Origin of the sequence: Aurantimonas sp. HBX-1 (assembly GCF_021391535.1) — a bacterium.
Lineage (GTDB): Bacteria > Pseudomonadota > Alphaproteobacteria > Rhizobiales > Rhizobiaceae > Aurantimonas.
Genome location: NZ_CP090066.1, coordinates 3,651,862 through 3,668,859, shown reverse-complemented (window position 1 = coordinate 3,668,859; position 16,998 = coordinate 3,651,862). Strand labels below are relative to the sequence as shown.

General features: G+C 68.2%; 20 protein-coding genes, 1 tRNA gene and 1 pseudogene. 16 read left to right on the top strand and 6 right to left on the bottom strand.

The genetic code is table 11. The features are described 5' to 3' along the window. Positions 1-24: 24 nt before the first annotated feature. From LXB15_RS17385 to LXB15_RS17375, 3 genes and pseudogenes are all read right to left on the bottom strand, one after another. On the bottom strand, positions 25-270 hold the full coding sequence (locus tag LXB15_RS17385; protein WP_233953225.1) for a CBS domain-containing protein: 246 nt from the start codon (positions 268-270) through the stop codon (positions 25-27). A 267-nt stretch (positions 271-537) separates the two neighbouring features. Next, a pseudogene (locus LXB15_RS17380) lies at positions 538-1,077 on the bottom strand (CNNM domain-containing protein); the annotation flags it as partial. Between the two features lie 557 nt (positions 1,078-1,634). After that, positions 1,635-2,576: a LysR family transcriptional regulator gene (locus LXB15_RS17375; protein ID WP_233949637.1), complete on the bottom strand. Its 942-nt coding sequence runs from the start codon at positions 2,574-2,576 to the stop codon at positions 1,635-1,637. Between the two features lie 171 nt (positions 2,577-2,747). Between LXB15_RS17375 and LXB15_RS17370 the strand changes: the two genes are divergently transcribed. The 4 genes from LXB15_RS17370 (at position 2,748) to LXB15_RS17355 (ending at position 4,807) form a co-directional block, all read left to right on the top strand. Beyond that, entirely contained in the window at positions 2,748-3,206 is a 459-nt protein-coding gene (locus LXB15_RS17370; protein WP_233949636.1) for a DUF1579 domain-containing protein, read from the top strand. Between the two features lie 37 nt (positions 3,207-3,243). Continuing rightward, entirely contained in the window at positions 3,244-3,675 is a 432-nt protein-coding gene (locus LXB15_RS17365; RefSeq protein WP_233949635.1) for a hypothetical protein, read from the top strand. After that, complete coding sequence (locus LXB15_RS17360) at positions 3,672-3,875, top strand: alpha/beta fold hydrolase (protein WP_370640241.1); 204 nt, start codon at positions 3,672-3,674, stop codon at positions 3,873-3,875. Before LXB15_RS17365 ends, LXB15_RS17360 begins: the two co-directional genes overlap by 4 nt. A gap of 209 nt (positions 3,876-4,084) precedes the next feature. Continuing rightward, positions 4,085-4,807, top strand: a complete 723-nt coding sequence (locus LXB15_RS17355; protein ID WP_233949633.1) for a DUF72 domain-containing protein — start codon at positions 4,085-4,087, stop codon at positions 4,805-4,807. Between the two features lie 77 nt (positions 4,808-4,884). On the opposite strand, the gene LXB15_RS17350 is transcribed toward LXB15_RS17355, so the two are convergent. Next, positions 4,885-4,974: transfer RNA gene (locus tag LXB15_RS17350), tRNA-Ser, on the bottom strand. Between the two features lie 403 nt (positions 4,975-5,377). On the opposite strand from LXB15_RS17350, the gene LXB15_RS17345 reads away from it, so the two are divergent. From LXB15_RS17345 to LXB15_RS17330, 4 genes are all read left to right on the top strand, one after another. Beyond that, entirely contained in the window at positions 5,378-5,704 is a 327-nt protein-coding gene (locus LXB15_RS17345) for a hypothetical protein (RefSeq protein ID WP_233949632.1), read from the top strand. 32 nt (positions 5,705-5,736) lie between these two features. Next, complete coding sequence (gene msrA / locus LXB15_RS17340; RefSeq protein ID WP_233949631.1) at positions 5,737-6,408, top strand: peptide-methionine (S)-S-oxide reductase MsrA; 672 nt, start codon at positions 5,737-5,739, stop codon at positions 6,406-6,408. Between the two features lie 188 nt (positions 6,409-6,596). Beyond that, positions 6,597-7,592 carry a BMP family protein gene (locus LXB15_RS17335; RefSeq protein WP_233949630.1) on the top strand — a complete coding sequence of 332 codons (996 nt, stop codon included), beginning with the start codon at positions 6,597-6,599 and terminating at the stop codon, positions 7,590-7,592. 148 nt (positions 7,593-7,740) lie between these two features. Further along, positions 7,741-8,682 carry a nucleoside hydrolase gene (locus LXB15_RS17330; protein ID WP_233949629.1) on the top strand — a complete coding sequence of 314 codons (942 nt, stop codon included), beginning with the start codon at positions 7,741-7,743 and terminating at the stop codon, positions 8,680-8,682. 25 nt (positions 8,683-8,707) lie between these two features. Here LXB15_RS17330 and LXB15_RS17325 read toward each other — a convergent pair whose 3' ends face one another. After that, positions 8,708-8,929: a SlyX family protein gene (locus LXB15_RS17325; RefSeq protein ID WP_233949628.1), complete on the bottom strand. Its 222-nt coding sequence runs from the start codon at positions 8,927-8,929 to the stop codon at positions 8,708-8,710. Continuing rightward, a complete protein-coding gene (locus tag LXB15_RS17320) occupies positions 8,926-9,384 on the bottom strand; it encodes a thioesterase family protein (RefSeq protein WP_233949627.1) in 459 nt (152 codons plus the stop codon). The genes LXB15_RS17325 and LXB15_RS17320 overlap by 4 nt, the downstream gene beginning before the upstream one ends. A gap of 154 nt (positions 9,385-9,538) precedes the next feature. Here LXB15_RS17320 and LXB15_RS17315 point away from each other — a divergent pair, with 154 nt between their 5' ends. From LXB15_RS17315 to deoA, 8 genes are read left to right on the top strand one after another with little or no spacing between them, the layout of a single operon-like run. Further along, positions 9,539-11,071, top strand: a complete 1,533-nt coding sequence (locus LXB15_RS17315; protein ID WP_233953224.1) for an ABC transporter ATP-binding protein — start codon at positions 9,539-9,541, stop codon at positions 11,069-11,071. Further along, positions 11,068-11,511 (top strand): VOC family protein, encoded by a 444-nt coding sequence (locus LXB15_RS17310; RefSeq protein ID WP_233949626.1) that lies wholly within the window; start codon positions 11,068-11,070, stop codon positions 11,509-11,511. Before LXB15_RS17315 ends, LXB15_RS17310 begins: the two co-directional genes overlap by 4 nt. A 7-nt stretch (positions 11,512-11,518) precedes the next feature. Continuing rightward, the gene (locus tag LXB15_RS17305; RefSeq protein WP_233949625.1) at positions 11,519-12,655 is read left to right on the top strand and encodes an ABC transporter permease; all 1,137 of its coding nucleotides are present in this window, start codon (positions 11,519-11,521) and stop codon (positions 12,653-12,655) included. Further along, positions 12,655-13,623, top strand: coding sequence for an ABC transporter permease (locus tag LXB15_RS17300; RefSeq protein WP_233953223.1), 969 nt, complete (start codon positions 12,655-12,657; stop codon positions 13,621-13,623). Before LXB15_RS17305 ends, LXB15_RS17300 begins: the two co-directional genes overlap by 1 nt. Before the next feature lie 41 nt (positions 13,624-13,664). Beyond that, positions 13,665-14,057 (top strand): cytidine deaminase, encoded by a 393-nt coding sequence (locus tag LXB15_RS17295; protein ID WP_233949624.1) that lies wholly within the window; start codon positions 13,665-13,667, stop codon positions 14,055-14,057. After that, positions 14,054-14,848, top strand: coding sequence for a purine-nucleoside phosphorylase (locus tag LXB15_RS17290; protein WP_233949623.1), 795 nt, complete (start codon positions 14,054-14,056; stop codon positions 14,846-14,848). Before LXB15_RS17295 ends, LXB15_RS17290 begins: the two co-directional genes overlap by 4 nt. A gap of 60 nt (positions 14,849-14,908) precedes the next feature. Beyond that, positions 14,909-15,667, top strand: coding sequence for a deoxyribose-phosphate aldolase (deoC, locus tag LXB15_RS17285; RefSeq protein ID WP_233949622.1), 759 nt, complete (start codon positions 14,909-14,911; stop codon positions 15,665-15,667). Continuing rightward, the gene (gene deoA, locus LXB15_RS17280; RefSeq protein ID WP_233949621.1) at positions 15,667-16,980 is read left to right on the top strand and encodes a thymidine phosphorylase; all 1,314 of its coding nucleotides are present in this window, start codon (positions 15,667-15,669) and stop codon (positions 16,978-16,980) included. The genes deoC and deoA overlap by 1 nt, the downstream gene beginning before the upstream one ends. The last annotated feature ends 18 nt before the right edge of the window (positions 16,981-16,998 follow it).

Below are 16,998 nucleotides of genomic sequence, written 5' to 3'. Positions count from 1 at the left end.
CCCCGCCGCGGGCGGCGTTCGCGCTTACGGCGCGTCGGCGAACAGCTTCTTGCGCTGCTGCCGCGCCTTGTCCTGCATGTCGACGGCGGTGTCCGTCTCGTCGACGATCTCCTCGCCGAGCAGCGTCTCGATCACGTCTTCCATGGTGACCACGCCGGCCGTCCCGCCGTAACTGTCGACGACGAGGACGATCTGCTCGCGATCGCGGATGAAGTCGTTGAACAGCTGGAACAGGTTGTAGTCCTCCGGCACCGCGACGATCTTGCGCATGAAGTCGCTGAGCGGGCGCTCCTTGGCGTCGTCGATAAGATGCTCCAGCATGTCGTCCTTGAGCACGTAGCCGACCATCGTCTCGGAACTTGCCGATTCCCGCAGCGGGATCCGCGAGAAGGCCAGTTCCTGCTGATTGTCGTAGAACTCCCGGGCCGTCATGGTCTGCAGGGCCGAGACCATGACCGTACGCGGCGTCATCACGTCCCGCGCCGTGATGTTGCGGAAGTGCAGGATGTTCTCGATGAACTGCGTCTCGTTCTCGTTGAGACGCCCCTCCTGCGATCCGATCTGGGCCAGCGCCAGGAAATCGGTGCGGCTGAAGATGTGCACGTCTTCCTTGGAGGTGAAGACCCTGGTGATCAGCTGGCAGACCCAGATGATCGGCGCGAGCACCTTCAGCACGATGTTCAGCGAGCGGACCGTGAACGGCGCGAGCGCTCGCCACTGCGTGGCGCCGATGGTCTTGGGAATGATTTCCTACAGGATCAGGATCGACGCGGTCATGACGGCCGGGACCACCAGGCCGGTGATCAACGGATTGCCGTCGGCCCAGATCCGGGTCGCCTGCGCACCGACGCCGATGGCGCCGACCGTATGGGCGATGGTGTTCAGCGTCAGGATACCGGCCAGCGGGCGGTCGATATTGCCCTTGAAGTCCTTGAGGATCCGGCCGGTCTTGCTGCCCTCGTTGAGTTTTACCTGCATGTAGGAGGGCGAGATGCTGAGCAGCACCGCCTCCCAGAGCGAACAGATGAAGGAAAGGGCAATCGAAAGAAGCGCAAAGGCGATTAGCAGCGTAAACATCGGATCCTGAAATTCTTTGGCTGGCACGCCTCCGCCATCGGAACGGGGTGGCGGTCATCTGTCATCTCGGCGACAGCGCACTACCCATACACGTTCGAGCCGGCACAGGTTCCTTTCCGGCGGGATTGCTTCGCCGCCACACCTCATGATCGCGTCCCGTTTGTCCTGGCCGACCAAACGGGTCGCCGCGAAAAATTACCCGGCGAGCACGTCATCAGCTTGGCAGGCTGGCACCAGCACCCCTGCAGCGGGCTCCAGCACTTCCATGGCGCCCGGCGATTCGATCGCGGCAAGGAGGGCAGCGCCGTCGGTCGGGTTTCAGGCATGGGCCCGAAGCCGCCTCCCGGCGGCGCGCAGGGCGCGATAGCTGCTGGACCGCGTTAGGCGGGGCTTCCAGGACCGGCGACCGCCACCCGGTTCCGGCCCTCTCCCTTTGCCGTGTAGAGGGCCTCGTCGGCCTCGCGCAGCAGGTCCCCGGGCAGCCCGGCGGGCGCCTCGCGCGCATCTATCCAAGCGGCACGAAGACCAGCGGCGTTCCGCCTGCCGGCGGAGGGAGCCTACCTGCCTGACCGATCAGGACGCGCATCCGGCACGACGGAAGGTCGAGGACCGCCCATCCCCAGTGCATCGACGAACGCCAAGAAAGTCGGTGACGAGGCAACGGCTGGTCGCGTGACAATGTCTATCGTGCGACGCAAAGATGGACCGGCAGGCGTCCGGACGATGGCACCGGTGTTCCCAAAGAGCTCGAGCGCCATGGACGGCACGAAACTGACGCCCAAACCGGCCGACACCATCTGCAGCAGCAGCTCGTAATCATCTATCGAGTGGGTGACGCGCGGCGCAAAGCCTGCCAGCCCGCAGGCCCGGCTCGTCAGGTCAAACCCGCCGGTACCGCGCGAGCCGCCTATCCAGCTCTGGTCGGCCAGATCTGCCAGTTCGACCGTCAGCGGCAGATGCGAGAGGCTCTCGGGAAGGGCAAGCAGCACGGGTTCTTCCAGGAGCGGCCGCGAGAACAAGTTCGCTTCCACCGGCCTCGGCACCAGGCTGTGAGAGTAGACGATCGCGGCATCACAGCGACCGACGCGCAGGGCGTGAACGGCGTCCTCCGGCTCGAGCTCGTGCAGAATGCCGTGAAAGCCGGGAAACAGCGTCTGGGCGCGGGCAATCGCTCTCACCGCATGCGCCTTGGCGAAAGTCCCGAAGCATCCGACCACCAGCGTTCCGCTGGGTTCGGCGGTCGACAGGCCCATGTCGATCTGCGCCGCTTCCACGGCGTCGAGGATGGTCTGGGCATGCGCAGCGAGCCGTAGCCCGGCGGCAGTCAGCTTCACCCGCCTGCCTGTGGGTTCGAAAAGAGCAACACCTGCCTCGGCCGCCAGCGTCGCCAGCTGCTGTGAGACCGCAGAAGGGGTCAGACGGCTGGCGGAAGCCACAGCCGTCATCGTTCCCCGGTGGGAGAGCTCACGGAGGAGCCTCAGTCGATCCAGATCGAACATTAAGATATTCTTACAATAGCCTCCACGATTTTGAAATAGACCTTATCATTCGCGCGTGGATATGCTCGTGAGCTGAAACCGGGCTCCATGTCGCGACGAAGCTGAACGGCTTATGTCGCAAGCGACGCGGACATCGCTGCATTGGACCCGGACCCGATGGAGGAACGCGAAATGACCGGCGAGCACGATTTTGATTTTCTGCATCGCGACTGGAGGGTCCGCCATCGGAAACTGACCACGAGGCTCGCCGATGCGTCTGACTGGGTGGAGTTCGACGGTACGAGCTCGACCCGGCCGTTACTGGCGGGTTTCGGGAATGTCGAAGACAACTTCATCGACGACCCTCGCGGCGCCTACCACGCTGCCGCTCTACGCGCATTCGAAGCGGACACCGGGCTTTGGCGGATATGGTGGCTCGACCAGCGGTCACCGGAAATCGGTCCCCCTGTCGTCGGCCGGTTTACCGGCGATCGAGGTGAATTCGTCGCCGCCGACCAATGGGACGGGCGACCGATCCTGGTGAAATTCGTGTGGTTAAAGAAAGCCGCAGAAGGTCCAATCTGGGAACAGGCATTCTCCGCCGACGGCGGCGAGACATGGGAACCCAACTGGTCCATGCAATTCAGTTGATCGGAATGGCGAGGCTCGTGGCGCAAGGATTGTACAGATGGATGCTGCCACTTCCGAGCGCGTGATCTCGTTCTTCGACTCCTACGCACGAGCAGCAGCGTCAGGCGATGCCGAGACTATCAGCGCGGCGTATTTCTCCCCTTACATCGAGACAGCCCCCTCCGGTGTCGAGTCGTTTGAAATCGACGCGAATTATCGGCGCGCCGTGGAAGTCAAAGCCGAGGCGATGCGCCATCTGGGGCTCGTCTTGTCGGCGGCCGAGGTCGTGGCGACGACGCCGCTGGCGCCAAACCACCTCTTGGTCGACGTCGAGTGGCGGCTGGCGTTCGAACCGCCTGGCAAGACGCGGACCGAAAAGAAGTTTCGAATAAGCTATGTCGTGCGACAGCAGAACGGCCGGTTGAAAATACTGCTCGCACTTTCGCACGAGGACGAAGAGCAGGCCTTGAAAGAACTTGATCTAACCTGACCGCGGGCGATCGCAGCAAGCCGGCATTTCTTCTGATCCGTGGGTTTCCAAGCTCCTCGCGAACTTTCCGAGACGTGATCCCTGCGCTAGCCGAGGTGGCTTTCGTGATCGCGCCGGACATGCCGGGGTATGGCGAGTCCGAAACAATGAAAATTCCATCGTTCCAGGCGGTCGCCGGGGCATCTGGGCTGACGCGCTGACAGGGGCCGTTGCCTGGCCTTCGCCGCGAACGGCCACACGCGACGTCGCCGAACGGATCGAAGGCGGGGGCCTTTCCAGCCAGCTTGTAATATGCAGCGGTAGAGCCTCATGCGACGCGGCCGGAGGCCGAAAGCCTGCGCTGTCCCCCGCGTCCAGTTGCACGGGCAAGGACGCTGCGGCAGTCCATCAGGGACAGGAGGAACTGCTTGTGCCCATTCGCGTCGGCGTTGCCGGCTGGTCGATCCCATCGGCGCTGTCAGAGCCGTTCGCCTCGGTCGGCACGCACCTGGAACGCTATGGCTCACGCTTTTCATGTGTCGAGATCAACAGCAGCTTTTATCGGCCGCACCGCCGCACGACCTACGAGCGATGGGCGGCGAGCGTGCCGCCGGGATTCCGGTTCAGCGTCAAGCTTCCCAAGGCGATCACGCATGAGCGCCGGCTCGTTGATTGCGGGACGCTGATCGAGCGCTTCGCCGAGGAGACGAGCGGCCTGGGCGAGAAGCGCGGTCCCGTGCTGGTCCAGCTTCCCCCGAGCTTTCTCTACCCCGGCGATATCGCCATACGGTTTTTCGACGAGCTAAAGGCGGTGATCGGCGGGGCCGTCGTCCTGGAGCCGCGGCATGCCAGCTGGTTCGAGCCGGAGGTGGACCGGATGCTGGAAAGGCAGCGGGTATCACGGGTCGCGGCTGATCCGGCCAGATTGCCAGCTGCGGCGATCCCGGGAGGCTCCAGCGACATTGCCTATTTCCGGCTGCACGGTTCCCCCGACATCTACCGGTCATCCTACGACGAGAAGGCCATCGAAGCGCAGGCGGATCTCGTCGCGTCGCTCGGCGCGCGTGGGGCCGATGTCTGGACGATCTACGACAACACCACGCTCGGCGCTGCGACGGCCAACGCGCTGCAGCTTGTCGAAGCCGTGCGTTGAACAACCGATCGGAACCGGTCCCGAGGATCTCTCCCCTCGATCGATCGGGGATCAGACGACGTTCGATTTCAGGAAGATGGCGGTGAGAGAGGGATTCGAACCCTCGATACGGTTTCCCGTATACACGCGTTCCAGGCGTGCGCCTTCAACCACTCGGCCACCTCACCGCAGGTCCGGGCTGGAAGGCGGGGGGTTGGACCCGCTTCACGCAACCGCTCCGGGGCTTGCCGGGACGGTTCGGGACCATCGAAAGGCCAACCGGCCGGGTCGCCCCGGCGCATCGGTCGGCCAGCGACGAAACCCGCTACTCGAACGGCGCGGACTATAGCCAGAACGCCTCGCGGTTCAAGCGCCGATTTCGCGATCGCGCCGCAGCCGCATCGGCCGCTCGGTCGGGCCTGCGTCGGAATGGTCAGCCCGGCACCGCCGGCCGGCGCATTGCCGAGGCTCGCCGTGATGCCCACATAGGGCGGCGAGCCGCACTCCTGCCGCCGGGCTGTCCGCCGGTGCGATGCGCAGACAATCAAAGGGGCGTCGCGGCCCGACAATCCCCGGGGGGAGCAAGCAGCCATGCAGTTCTTTCGTCGCCTCGCCGGCAGCCTGTCTTTCGTCCTCGGCACCCTGCTGCTGGCGGTCGGCGTGGTGTTCGCCGTCGGCGACATCGCCCGGTCGCTGGCCGCCGATGCGCCGCGCCTGCTGCCGGTGAGCGAGGCGCTGGCGCTGCTCGGCATCGGCGTCGACCCGGCCGTGACCGGCAGCGCCACCGTCGCGGTCTCCTATGCGGCGATCAGCGGCTGGTCGGTGGCGATCACGGCGGGTGCCCTCGGAATCCTGTTCCTGCTGCTTGCCAGGGCGCTGCGCCGCGTCCGGCGCGTGCGGCGCGACGCGCTGCGCTGACCGATTACTCCGATCCCAGAAAGGAATTCGGCATGTACATTCTCGACATGTTTTCCAAGAAGATGAAGCTGCCCACCGGCGCCGAGGCGCTGCCGGGCCGCCCCGAGGCGATCCCCACGGCGGAACGCCATTTCGTCAACGGCCGGCCGTTGAAGGGGCCGTTCCCGGAGGGGCTGGAGACGGCGGTGTTCGGCATGGGCTGCTTCTGGGGCGTGGAGCGCAAGTTCTGGCAGCTGCCGGGCGTCTACGTCACCGCGGCCGGCTATGCCGGCGGCACCACGCCCAACCCGACCTATCAGGAGGTCTGCACCGGCCAGACCGGGCAGAACGAGGTCGTCCTCGTCGTCTACGATCCGGCGGTGATCTCCTATGACGAGCTGCTGAAGACCTTCTGGGAGGGCCATGATCCGACCCAGGGCATGCGCCAGGGCAACGACATGGGCACCCAGTACCGCTCGGGGATCTACACGTTCGACGAGGCCCAGCGCGAGGCCGCCGAGGCCTCGAAGGCGCGCTACCAGCAGGCGCTTGCCGCGGCCGGCCACAGGGGCTCGATCACCACCGAGATCCTGCCCGCCGGGCCGTTCTACTATGCCGAGGAGTACCACCAGCAATATCTGGCGCGGAACCCGAGCGGCTATTGCGGCGTCGGCGGCACCGGCGTCGCCTGCCCGATCGGGGTCGGGGTGGCGGCCGCCTCCTGACGCGAGCGACGGCGGGCCGGGCGAGGGTGGCCGCGGGGCCGCCGCGGGCCGCGCGGATTTCGGGTGATTCTTGCGCTGCGGCGTGCCAGTCTCGGCGCAGTCGCGGCGCCTTGTCGGCTGCCGCGCGGGGCCGCCCGCCACCGTAGGGCGGCCTCTCCCGTCACCCCGCAAGAGGGATCGCGTCACCCATGAAACAGTTCCTGGCCGGACTCCTGGCTGCCACCGTCCTGTCGGCTTCGGCCGCCACCGCCGCCGACTTCGCCCCTGCCGTGCTCTACGATCTCGGCGGCAAGTTCGACAAATCCTTCAACGAGGCGGCGTTCAACGGCGCCGAGAAGTTCAAGGCCGATACCGGCACCGAATATCGCGAATTCGAGATCACCACCGAGGCGCAGCGCGAGCAGGCGCTGCGCCGCTTCGCCCGCGACGGCGCGAGCCCCATCGTCTCGGTCGGCTTCGCCCAGGCGGCGGCGCTGGAGACGGTCGCCGCCGAATATCCCGACACCCAGTTCGCCATCATCGACGCCGTCGTCGACGCGCCGAACGTGCGCTCGATCCTGTTCAAGGAAGAGGAGGGCTCGTATCTCGTCGGCATCCTCGCGGCGTTGAAGTCCGAGACCGGCAAGGTCGGCTTCGTCGGCGGCATGGACATTCCGCTGATCTCGAAATTCGCCTGCGGCTACAAGGGCGGCTTCAAGTCGGTGAAGCCGGACGGCGAGGTGTTCGAGAACATGACCGGCACCACCGGCGCGGCCTGGAACGATCCGGTCCGCGGCGGCGAGCTGGCGCGCTCGCAGATGAACCAGGGCGCCGACGTCATCTTCCATGCCGCCGGCGGCACCGGCATCGGCGTGCTGCAGGCGGCGGCCGACGAGGGCAAGTTCGGCATCGGCGTCGATTCCAACCAGAACATGCTGTTTCCGGGCCACGTGCTGACCTCGATGGTCAAGCGCGTCGACAACGCCGTCTACGACGCCTTCGACGACGCGGCGAAGGGCAACTGGACCGCCGGCACGGTGGTGCTCGGCCTCGAAGAGGACGGCGTCGGCTACGCCATGGACGAGAACAATGCCGAGCTCGTCACCGCGGAGATGAAGGCGGCGGCCGACAAGGCGCGCCAGGAGATCATCGACGGTACGATCACGGTGCACGACTACACGAGCGATTCGAGCTGTCCGTACTGAGCTTGACGCGGCTACCGCAGTGAAGGGGCGTCCCGGCAGCGGGGCGCCCCTTTTCGTCGAGCCAGCGGGGCGGCGACTTCGCAGCGCTCCATCCGGGTGCTAAGGCCGCTGTCGAACGTCAAGCAGGCCATCCCAGGGAACGAGGCGCATGAGCGAGAAGGTGATCTTCGACACCGATCCGGGGCAGGACGACGCCGTCGCGCTGCTCGCGGCGCTGGCCTCGCCGGAGGCGATCGAGGTGCTCGGCATCGTCACCGTCGCCGGCAACATCCCGCTGTCGCACACTACCCGCAACGCGCTCAGCCTGGTCGAGCTCGCCGGCCGCACCGACGTGCCGGTGTTCGCCGGCTGCGAACGCCCGATGCTGCGCCAGCTGGTCACCGCCGAGCACGTGCACGGCCCGACCGGCCTCGACGGCCCGGACCTGCCGCCCCCGGTGGTCACGGCGCAGGACCAGCACGGCGTCGACTTCCTGATCGAGACGATCCGCGCGCATCCGCCGCAATCGATCCGCCTGCTGGCGCTAGGGCCGCTGACCAATATCGGCGTCGCCTTCAGCAAGGCGCCCGACATCGCCCCGCGCCTCAAGGACATCGTGCTGATGGGCGGCGGCTATTTCGAGGTCGGCAACATCACCCCGGCGGCCGAGTTCAACATCTATGTCGACCCGGAGGCGGCGGCGATCGTGTTCGCGAGCGGCGCGACGATCACCGTGCTCTCCCTCGACGTCACCCACCAGATGCGCTCGACGCGCGAACGCATCGCGGCGTTTCGCGGCCTCGGCAACCGGTCGGGCACGGCCGTGGCGGCGATGCTCGACTTCTCCGAGGGCTTCGACGTCGAGAAATACCAGTGGGAGGGCGCGCCGCTGCACGATCCCTGCGTTACCGCCTTCGTGCTCGCGCCGGAAATCTTCGCCGGGCGCTCGGTGAATGTCGAGATAGAGACCGGCAGCACGCTGACGCGCGGCATGACCGTTACCGACTACTGGGGCGTCACGGGCCGGGAGAAGAACGCCTTCTGGGTCCGCTCGGGCGATGCCGACGCCTATTTCGCCCTGCTGACGGAGCGGGTCGGCCGGCTGCCCTGAGGGTCGCCCGAGACTTCGGACGACGTCAGTAGTGCGGCGGCTTGGTGATCTCGGCCTTCGGCGTCGCCACCGACTCCAGCGCCTCGAAGCGCTCGCCGAGCGCCTTCAGCGCGCGCTGCATGCGCTCGATCGTCTCGAAGGCGCGGCGCAGTTCCTCGGACAGTTCCTCGATGGTCTGCGCCTGGTGCGCCACCATGATCTCGAGATCCTCGATCCGGCTGGTCGCCGGCTCGTCGGTGCTGCTCATCGGGCGATCTCCGCAAGTTTCGCCCGCATCGTCCCGGGCAGCGCCGCCGGGCGGCGTGTCGCCCGGTCCACATAGACATGGATGAAGAACCCTTCGGCCGCCGCGATGTCGCGGTCGCCGCCGAACAGGCCGACCTCGTAGCGCACCGAGCTGTTGCCGATCCGCGCGACGCGGATGCCGGCGGTGACCGGATCGGGAAAGGCGAGCTCGGCGAAATAGCGGCAGCCGGTCTCGACCACCATGCCGATCCGCTCGCCGGCGTGGATGTCGAGCAGGCCGTTGGCGATCAGCCAGCCATTCACCGCGCTGTCGAACAGCGCGTAGTGGACGACGTTGTTCATGTGGCCGTAGATGTCGTTGTCCGACCAGCGGGTCGGCAGCGTCACGAAGGCGGCGTAGGCGCTGCGCGCGCCGGGCTTCGCCCGCCCGCCGGTGCGATCCTCTGCGGCTGACATCGTTCCTCCCGGGTCCGCCGTCGCGTCGGCTGTGGCCGGCGCGCTGCACTCGCCTATGCCATGAATTGCACCCCGTGCCGAGGCGCTTTCCGCTGGCCATCGCGGGACGTGCTGACTACTGTCCTGCCACGAGGGACGAGTGCAGAGTGCGCCCATGGCCGAGCCGGCGATCGAGCTGATCGACATCGACAAGCGTTTCGGCCTCGTCCGGGCCAACCGGCGGGTCAACCTGACGGTCGAGCGCGGCACGATCCACGGCATCGTCGGCGAGAACGGCGCCGGCAAGTCGACCCTGATGTCGATCATCTACGGTTTCTACCAGGCCGATTCCGGCGAGATCAGGGTCGGCGGCCGCAAGGTCGAGATCGCCGATCCGAATGCCGCCATCGCCGCAGGCATCGGCATGGTCCACCAGCATTTCATGCTGGTCGAGAATTTCACCGTGGTCGAGAACGTCATGCTCGGCGCCGAGCAGTCGCCGCTCCTCAGATCCGGCATTGCCAAGGTGCGCGCCGAGCTGAAGCGGCTGGAGGCCGACCACGCGCTCGACGTCGATCCTGACGCCGTGGTCGAGGAACTGCCCGTCGGCCGGCAGCAGCGGGTCGAGATCCTCAAGGCGCTCTATCGCGGCGCCGAGATCCTGATCCTCGACGAGCCCACCGGCGTGCTGACCCCGGCCGAGGCGGATCACCTCTTCGCGGTGCTGCGGCAGCTGCGCGACGAGGGCAAGACGATCATCCTGATCACCCACAAGCTGCGCGAGATCATGGCGATCACCGATCGCGTCTCGGTGATGCGGCAAGGCGAGATGGTGGCGACGCGCGAGACCGCCGCGACCTCGGTCGGCGAACTCGCCGAGCTGATGGTCGGACGACGGGTGCTGCTGACGGTGGACAAGCAGCCGGCGGCGCCGGGTGCCGTCCGGCTCGACGTGCGGGGCCTCACCGTCCGCGACGGCCGCGGCGTGACCATGGTCGACGATGTCTCGCTGACGGTGCGGGCGGGCGAGATCGTCGGCATTGCCGGGGTCGCCGGCAACGGCCAGTCGGAACTGCTCGAGGCGCTGTCCGGCATCCGCCGCGCCGAGGCCGGGCGGATCGCCATGGCCGGCCACGACATCGACCCCTGCGTCGAGGCCGACCCGGCGATGCTGCGGCGGATCGGCTGCGCCCACGTGCCGGAAGACCGGCACCACATGGGTCTCGTCCTCGCCTTCGAGGAAAACGAGAACGCCATGCTCGGCTACCAGCGCGACAGGCGCTTCGCCCGCGGCCCGCTGCTCGACTTGAACGCCATGCGCCGCGACGCGCGCGAAAAAATCGAGGCCTACGACATCCGCCCGCCGGACTGCCGATTGAAGACGGCGAATTTCTCCGGCGGCAACCAGCAGAAGATCGTGCTGGCGAGGGAGATGGAGCGCGACCCGGAGGTTCTGCTGATCGGCCAGCCGACCCGCGGCGTCGATGTCGGCGCCATCGAGTTCATCCACAAGCGCATCATCGCCATGCGCGACGCCGGCAAGGCGATCCTGCTGGTGTCGGTCGAGCTCGACGAGATCCGCGCTTTGTCGGACCGCATCCTGGTGATGTTTTCCGGCCGCATCGTCGGCGAGCGCGGCCCGGACGCCAGCGAGGGCGAGATCGGCCTCTTGATGGCCGGGGTGCACGAAAGGGAGGCGGCGGAGTGAAGGACGCGCGGATCTGTCTGGTGACGCTGGCCGTCGACGACCTCGAACGTTCGGCGGCCTTCTACGAGGCGCTCGGCTGGACGCGGACCAAGGCCGGCAACGAGACGGTGGTGTTCATGCAGGGCGAGCGCATGGTCCTGTCGCTGTTCGGCCGCAAGGATCTCGCCGCCGATGTCGGCCGCGCGACGAAGGGCGGTGACGCGCCGTTTCCCAATGTCGCGCTGGCGATCAACATGCCCGGGGAGAAGGATGTCGACCGGCTGTTCGACAGGGCGGTGGCGGCAGGCGCCGCGCCGGTCAAGCCGCCCGAGCCGACCTTCTGGGGCGGCTATTCGTGCTATTTCTCCGATCCCGACGGCCATCTCTGGGAGCTTGCCCACAACCCGTTCTTCAAGCTGACCAAGCGCGGCCATATCGACCTCCTGAAGACCCCCGAATAGAGCCGCGATGAGCCGTCCCTTCGTCAAGCTGCCGGCCTGGATCGACTATGGCCTCATCCCGCTGGTCAATCTCGTCGTCGCCTTCGCGGTCGCGGGGCTCGTCGTGCTGCTCGTCGGGGAAAGCCCGGTCGAGGCGGCGGCCCTGATGATCCGCGGCGCCTTCGGCTACGGCGAGGGCATCGGCTTCACCCTCTATTACGCCACCAGCTTCGTCTTCACCGGGCTGGCGGTCGCGGTCGCCTTCCATGGCGGCCTGTTCAACATCGGCGGCGAGGGCCAGGCCTATCTCGGCGGTCTCGGCGTCGCCACCGTGGCGCTCGGCCTCGGCGGCATATTGCCGTGGTGGCTGAACCTGCCGCTCGCCGTCGCGGCGTCCTGCGCCTTCGGGGCGCTCTGGGCGCTGATCCCAGCCTGGCTGCAGGCCCGCCGCGGTAGCCACATCGTCATCACCACGATCATGTTCAACTTCATCGCCGCGGCGCTGATGGTCTATCTGCTGGTCAACGTGCTGAAGCCCGCCGGGACGATGGCGCCGGAGACCCGGACGTTCGAGGCCGGGGGCCAGCTGCCCAAGCTCGACGGCCTGTTCGAGCTGTTCGGCGCCAGTCTCGGCGGCGCGCCGCTCAACGTCTCGCTGTTCGTGGCGCTCGCCGCCTCCCTCTTCGTCTGGGTGCTGATCTGGCGGACGCGGCTCGGCTACGAGATCCGCACGCTCGGCTTCTCGCCGCGCGCCGCGCGCTATGCCGGCATGCCTGGCACGCGGCTGGTCGTCGTGACCATGCTGATCTCCGGCGGCCTCGCCGGGATGATGGCGCTCAATCCGGTGATGGGGGACCAGTACCGGCTGCTGATCGACTTTCCCGGCGGCGCCGGCTTCGTCGGCATCGCCGTCGCGCTGATGGGCCGCGGCCACCCGGCCGGCATCCTTCCGGCGGCGCTGCTGTTCGGCGTGCTCTACCAGGGCGGGGCGGAACTCGCCTTCGACATGCCGGCGATCTCCCGCGACATGATCGTCATCATCCAGGGCCTGGTCATCCTCTTCGCCGGTGCCCTGGAGAACATGTTCCGGCCGGGCGTCGGCGCCGCCTACCGCTGGGCGAGCCTGCGCCGGGCCCCGGTTGCCGGCGCGGAGGAGGCACGATGATGGATTTCGGCGCCTGGATCGACGTGCTCGATGCCACCATCCGCCTGTCGACGCCGCTGCTCTTCGCGGCGCTCGCCGGGCTCTATTCGGAGCGGGCTGGCATCTTCGACATCTCGCTCGAGGGCAAGATGCTGGTCGCCGCCTTCGCCTCCGCCACGGCGGCGGCGGTCTGGGGCTCGGCCCTGCTCGGCCTGCTGGTCGGGGTGCTGGCCGCCACCGCCTTCTCGCTGGTGCACGGGCTTGCCTCGATCACCTATCGCGGCAACCAGATCGTCTCGGGCGTGGCGCTCAACTTCATCGCGGCCGGCCTCACCATGATCCTCGGCCAGGCCTGGTTCGCCCAGGGCGGCCGCACGCCGAGCCTCACCGGCGATGCCCGCTTCGCGTCGATTGACCTGCCGGGCGCCGGCGCGATCGCCGACGTGCCGGTGATCGGGCCGATCTACGCGGTGATCGTCTCCGGCCAGACGCTGCTGGTCTATGTCGCCTTCCTGATGGTGCCGGTCACCTGGTGGGTGATGTTCCGCACCCGCTTCGGCCTGCGGCTGCGGGCGGTGGGCGAGAACCCCGCCGCCGTGGACACGGCCGGCATCTCCGTCACCTGGCTGCGCTACCGGGCGGTGATCATCTGCGGCATCCTCACCGGCTTCGCCGGCACCTATCTGTCGGTCGCCCAGGCCGCCGGCTTCACCCGCGACATGACCGCCGGCAAGGGCTACATCGCGCTCGCCGCGCTGATCTTCGCCAACTGGAAGCCGATGCCGGTGATGTTCGCCTGCCTCTTGTTCGGCTTTCTCGACGCCTCCTCGATCCGCATCCAGGGCATCTCCCTGCCGCTGATCGGCGAGATCCCGGCGCAGTTCGTCCAGGCGCTGCCCTACATCCTGACCGTCGTGCTGCTCGCCGGCTTCGTCGGCAAGGCGACGCCGCCCAAGGCCGGCGGCATTCCCTACGTGAAAGAACGATGATGCCGCCGCGCGACGCGGCCGGCCGACGAGGACAAACGGCGATGGCTGACGATCTGTTCGCGCTGGCGCGTTCGGCGATGCGCAAGGCGCACGCGCCGTATTCGAAGTTTCCCGTCGGCGCGGCGATCCGCACCAGCGACGGGCGCATCTATGCCGGCTGCAACATCGAGGTGGTGAGCTTTCCGGAAGGCTGGTGCGCCGAGACGACGGCGATCGCCCACATGGTGATGGACGGCGGCGGCCGCATCGCCGAGATCGCGGTGCTCGCCGAGAAGCTGGCGCTGTGCACGCCCTGCGGCGGCTGCCGCCAGCGCATCGCCGAGTTCGCCGATCCGCGCACCAAGGTGCATCTCTGCGACGAGACCGGGGTGCGGGAAACCCTGCTGCTCGGCGACCTCTTCCCGCGCGGCTTCGCTGCGGACGATCTCGGGTGAGCGACGATCGCGACCTTCTGGCAAGCCGGCTCGGGGAACGCCGCGCCCGCATCGCGCTGGTGCTCGGCTCGGGGCTCGGGGGGCTCGTCGACGCGCTCGAAGATCCGCTGCGCATTGCCTATGGCGACCTGCCGGGCTTCCCGCAGAGCGGCGTCAGCGGCCATTCCGGCGAACTCGTCTGGGGCCGGTTGAACGGCGTGCCGGTGGTCGTCCTGTCCGGCCGGATCCACTATTACGAGGCCGGCGATGCCGCGGCGATGCGCCCGGCGCTGGCGGCGCTGAAGGCTTTCGGCGTCGAGATCCTGGTGCTGACCAATGCCGCCGGGTCGCTGAGGCCGGAGCTTGCGCCCGGCTCGGTGATGCTGATCGACGACCACATCAACTTCTCCGGCCGCAACCCGCTGATCGGCGAGGCTTCCGACGCGCGCTTCACCGGCATGACCGAGGCCTATGACGCGAGCTTGCGCGGCCACATGCGGGAGGCCGCGGCGGCGGCAGGGCTGACGCTTTCCGGCGGCGTCTACATGTGGTTCTCCGGCCCCTCCTTCGAGACCCCGGCGGAGATCCGCATGGCCCGCATCCTCGGCGCCGATGCCGTCGGCATGTCGACCGTGCCGGAGACGATCCTCGCCCGCTTCCTCGGCCTCAGGGTGGTGGCGGCCTCGGTCCTGACCAATTACGGTGCGGGCATGACCGGCGCCGAGCTGTCGCACCAGGAGACCAAGGACGTGGCGCCGAAGGGCGGCGCGATCCTCGCCCGCATTCTCGCGGCGGCGCTGCCGCGCTTCTGAGGCATTCACCGTGATCCCTGCCCGTAGTCGGGCCCGCCGGAATTCTGAGAGAGCCTGACGATGACCGACCATTCCGAAGCCGATGCGGCGCGCGCCCTGATCGCCTGCCTCGACCTGACCAACCTCAACGACGACTGCACCGAGGCCGACGTCGCCGCCCTCTGCAAGCGCGCCGAGACGCCGCAGGGACGCGTCGCGGCGATCTGCATCTGGTCGCGCTTCGTCGCGCTGGCGCGATCGACGGCCCCGCAGTTGCGCATCGCCACGGTGGTGAATTTTCCGCACGGCTCCGACGACCCGGAACAGACCGCACGTGATGCCGCATCGGCGCTGGCGGCCGGTGCCGACGAGATCGACATGGTGATCGACTATCGCCTGCTGGCGGACGCACCGGGCCATGTCGAACGCCAGGTCCGGGCGGTGAAACAGGCGGCCGGGCCGAAGCTACTGAAGGCGATCCTCGAGACCGGGGAACTGGAGACGCCGGAGCTGATCGCGCAGGCCGCGCGGGAAGCGCTGGCGGGCGGCGCCGACTTCCTCAAGACCTCGACCGGCAAGACCGCCCGCCACGCCAGCCTCGACGCGGCGAGGATCATGCTGGAGGCGATCGCCGCCGATGGCGGCACGGTCGGCTTCAAGGCCTCGGGCGGCATACGCTCCTTCGAGGAGGCCCGGTCCTACCGCGAACTGGCGGAAAGCGTCTGCGGCGCCGGCTGGGCCGGCCCGGCGCGCTTCCGCATCGGCGCCTCCTCTGTGCTCGGCGATCTCCTGGCGGTCGCCGGCGGCACCGCCCGCGCCACCCACAAGGCCACCTATTGATGCTGCCGCAGGAGGTGATCCGCGCCAAGCGCGATGGCGGGACGCTGGACGCCGCCGACATCAAGGCATTCATCGCCGGTTTCGCCGGCGAGCGGGTCACCGAGGGCCAGGTGGCGGCCTTCGCCATGGCGGTGTTCTTCCGGGGCATGGAAACCGCCGAGACCGTGGCGCTGACCGAGGCGATGCGCGATTCCGGCGATGTGCTCGACTGGTCGGACCTCGACCGGCCGGTGGTCGACAAGCACTCCACCGGCGGCGTCGGCGACAACGTCTCGCTGATGCTAGCGCCGATCGTCGCGGCCTGCGGCGCCGCCGTGCCGATGATCTCCGGCCGCGGGCTCGGCCATACCGGCGGCACGCTCGACAAGCTGGAGTCGATCCCCGGCTACAGCGTGGCGCCGGACAACGCGACCTTCCGCCGGACGGTGCGGGACATCGGCTGCGCGATCATCGGCCAGACCGCCCGTCTCGCCCCGGCGGACGCGCGGTTCTATGCCATCCGCGACGTCACGGCGACGGTGGAGTCGATCCCGCTGATCACCGCCTCGATCCTGTCGAAAAAGCTCGCGGCGGGGCTTCAGGGCCTCGTCCTCGACGTCAAGACCGGCTCCGGCGCCTTCATGCCGCGCCCGGAGGATGCAAGGTCCCTGGCGGCGAGCCTGGTCGGCGTGGCAAATGGCGCAGGTCTCCGCACCACCGCGCTGATCACGCGGATGGACGAGGCGCTGGCGTCGGCGGCCGGCAATGCCGTCGAGGTCCGCAACGCCGTCCGTTTCCTCACCGGCGCGCAGCGCGACCCGGCGCTGCAGGCGGTGACGCTCGCGCTCGCGGCCGAGATGCTGGTGCTCGCCGGGTTCGCGGCGACGCTCGCCGACGGCCAACGCATGGCGATGGCGGCGCTGGAGGACGGGCGCGCCGCGGAACGCTTCGGCCGGATGGTGGCGGCGCTGGGCGGCCCGGCGGATTTCGTCGAGCGGGTCGACGCGCACCTGCCGCAGGCGTCGCTGGTCCGCGACGTGACGGCCGAGCGGGACGGCACCGTCGCCAGCGTCGAAACCCGGCGCCTTGGGCTTGCCGTCGTCGAACTCGGCGGCGGGCGGACGCGGCCGCAGGACGCGGTGGACCACGCGGTGGGCCTGAGCGATCTCGCGCCGATCGGCCGGCACCTAGCGCGCGGCGAGACGCTCGCCCGCATCCACGCCCGCGACGAGGCATCACTGGCGCAAGCCGCGGCGACCGTCCGGTCGGCCTATGGGCTGGTGGACATGCCCGCCCGCGAACCGGCCGCGGCGGTGATCGAGCGGATCGGCTGAGCGTCGGCCGAGCCGGCA

What these genes read in the sequence shown, in the direction of transcription:
- LXB15_RS17335 (WP_233949630.1), top strand. Translation starts at nt 6,597, where the DNA reads ATGAAACAGTTCCTGGCCGGACTCCTGGCTGCCACCGTCCTGTCGGCT.
- LXB15_RS17365 (WP_233949635.1), top strand. Translation starts at nt 3,244, where the DNA reads ATGGATGCTGCCACTTCCGAGCGCGTGATCTCGTTCTTCGACTCCTAC.
- LXB15_RS17300 (WP_233953223.1), top strand. Translation starts at nt 12,655, where the DNA reads ATGGATTTCGGCGCCTGGATCGACGTGCTCGATGCCACCATCCGCCTG.
- LXB15_RS17295 (WP_233949624.1), top strand. Translation starts at nt 13,665, where the DNA reads ATGGCTGACGATCTGTTCGCGCTGGCGCGTTCGGCGATGCGCAAGGCG.
- LXB15_RS17370 (WP_233949636.1), top strand. Translation starts at nt 2,748, where the DNA reads ATGACCGGCGAGCACGATTTTGATTTTCTGCATCGCGACTGGAGGGTC.
- LXB15_RS17385 (WP_233953225.1), bottom strand. Translation starts at nt 270, where the DNA reads ATGCGCAAGATCGTCGCGGTGCCGGAGGACTACAACCTGTTCCAGCTG.
- LXB15_RS17330 (WP_233949629.1), top strand. Translation starts at nt 7,741, where the DNA reads ATGAGCGAGAAGGTGATCTTCGACACCGATCCGGGGCAGGACGACGCC.
- deoC (WP_233949622.1), top strand. Translation starts at nt 14,909, where the DNA reads ATGACCGACCATTCCGAAGCCGATGCGGCGCGCGCCCTGATCGCCTGC.
- LXB15_RS17375 (WP_233949637.1), bottom strand. Translation starts at nt 2,576, where the DNA reads ATGTTCGATCTGGATCGACTGAGGCTCCTCCGTGAGCTCTCCCACCGG.
- LXB15_RS17320 (WP_233949627.1), bottom strand. Translation starts at nt 9,384, where the DNA reads ATGTCAGCCGCAGAGGATCGCACCGGCGGGCGGGCGAAGCCCGGCGCG.
- LXB15_RS17315 (WP_233953224.1), top strand. Translation starts at nt 9,539, where the DNA reads ATGGCCGAGCCGGCGATCGAGCTGATCGACATCGACAAGCGTTTCGGC.
- msrA (WP_233949631.1), top strand. Translation starts at nt 5,737, where the DNA reads ATGTACATTCTCGACATGTTTTCCAAGAAGATGAAGCTGCCCACCGGC.
- LXB15_RS17305 (WP_233949625.1), top strand. Translation starts at nt 11,519, where the DNA reads ATGAGCCGTCCCTTCGTCAAGCTGCCGGCCTGGATCGACTATGGCCTC.
- deoA (WP_233949621.1), top strand. Translation starts at nt 15,667, where the DNA reads ATGCTGCCGCAGGAGGTGATCCGCGCCAAGCGCGATGGCGGGACGCTG.
- LXB15_RS17325 (WP_233949628.1), bottom strand. Translation starts at nt 8,929, where the DNA reads ATGAGCAGCACCGACGAGCCGGCGACCAGCCGGATCGAGGATCTCGAG.
- LXB15_RS17345 (WP_233949632.1), top strand. Translation starts at nt 5,378, where the DNA reads ATGCAGTTCTTTCGTCGCCTCGCCGGCAGCCTGTCTTTCGTCCTCGGC.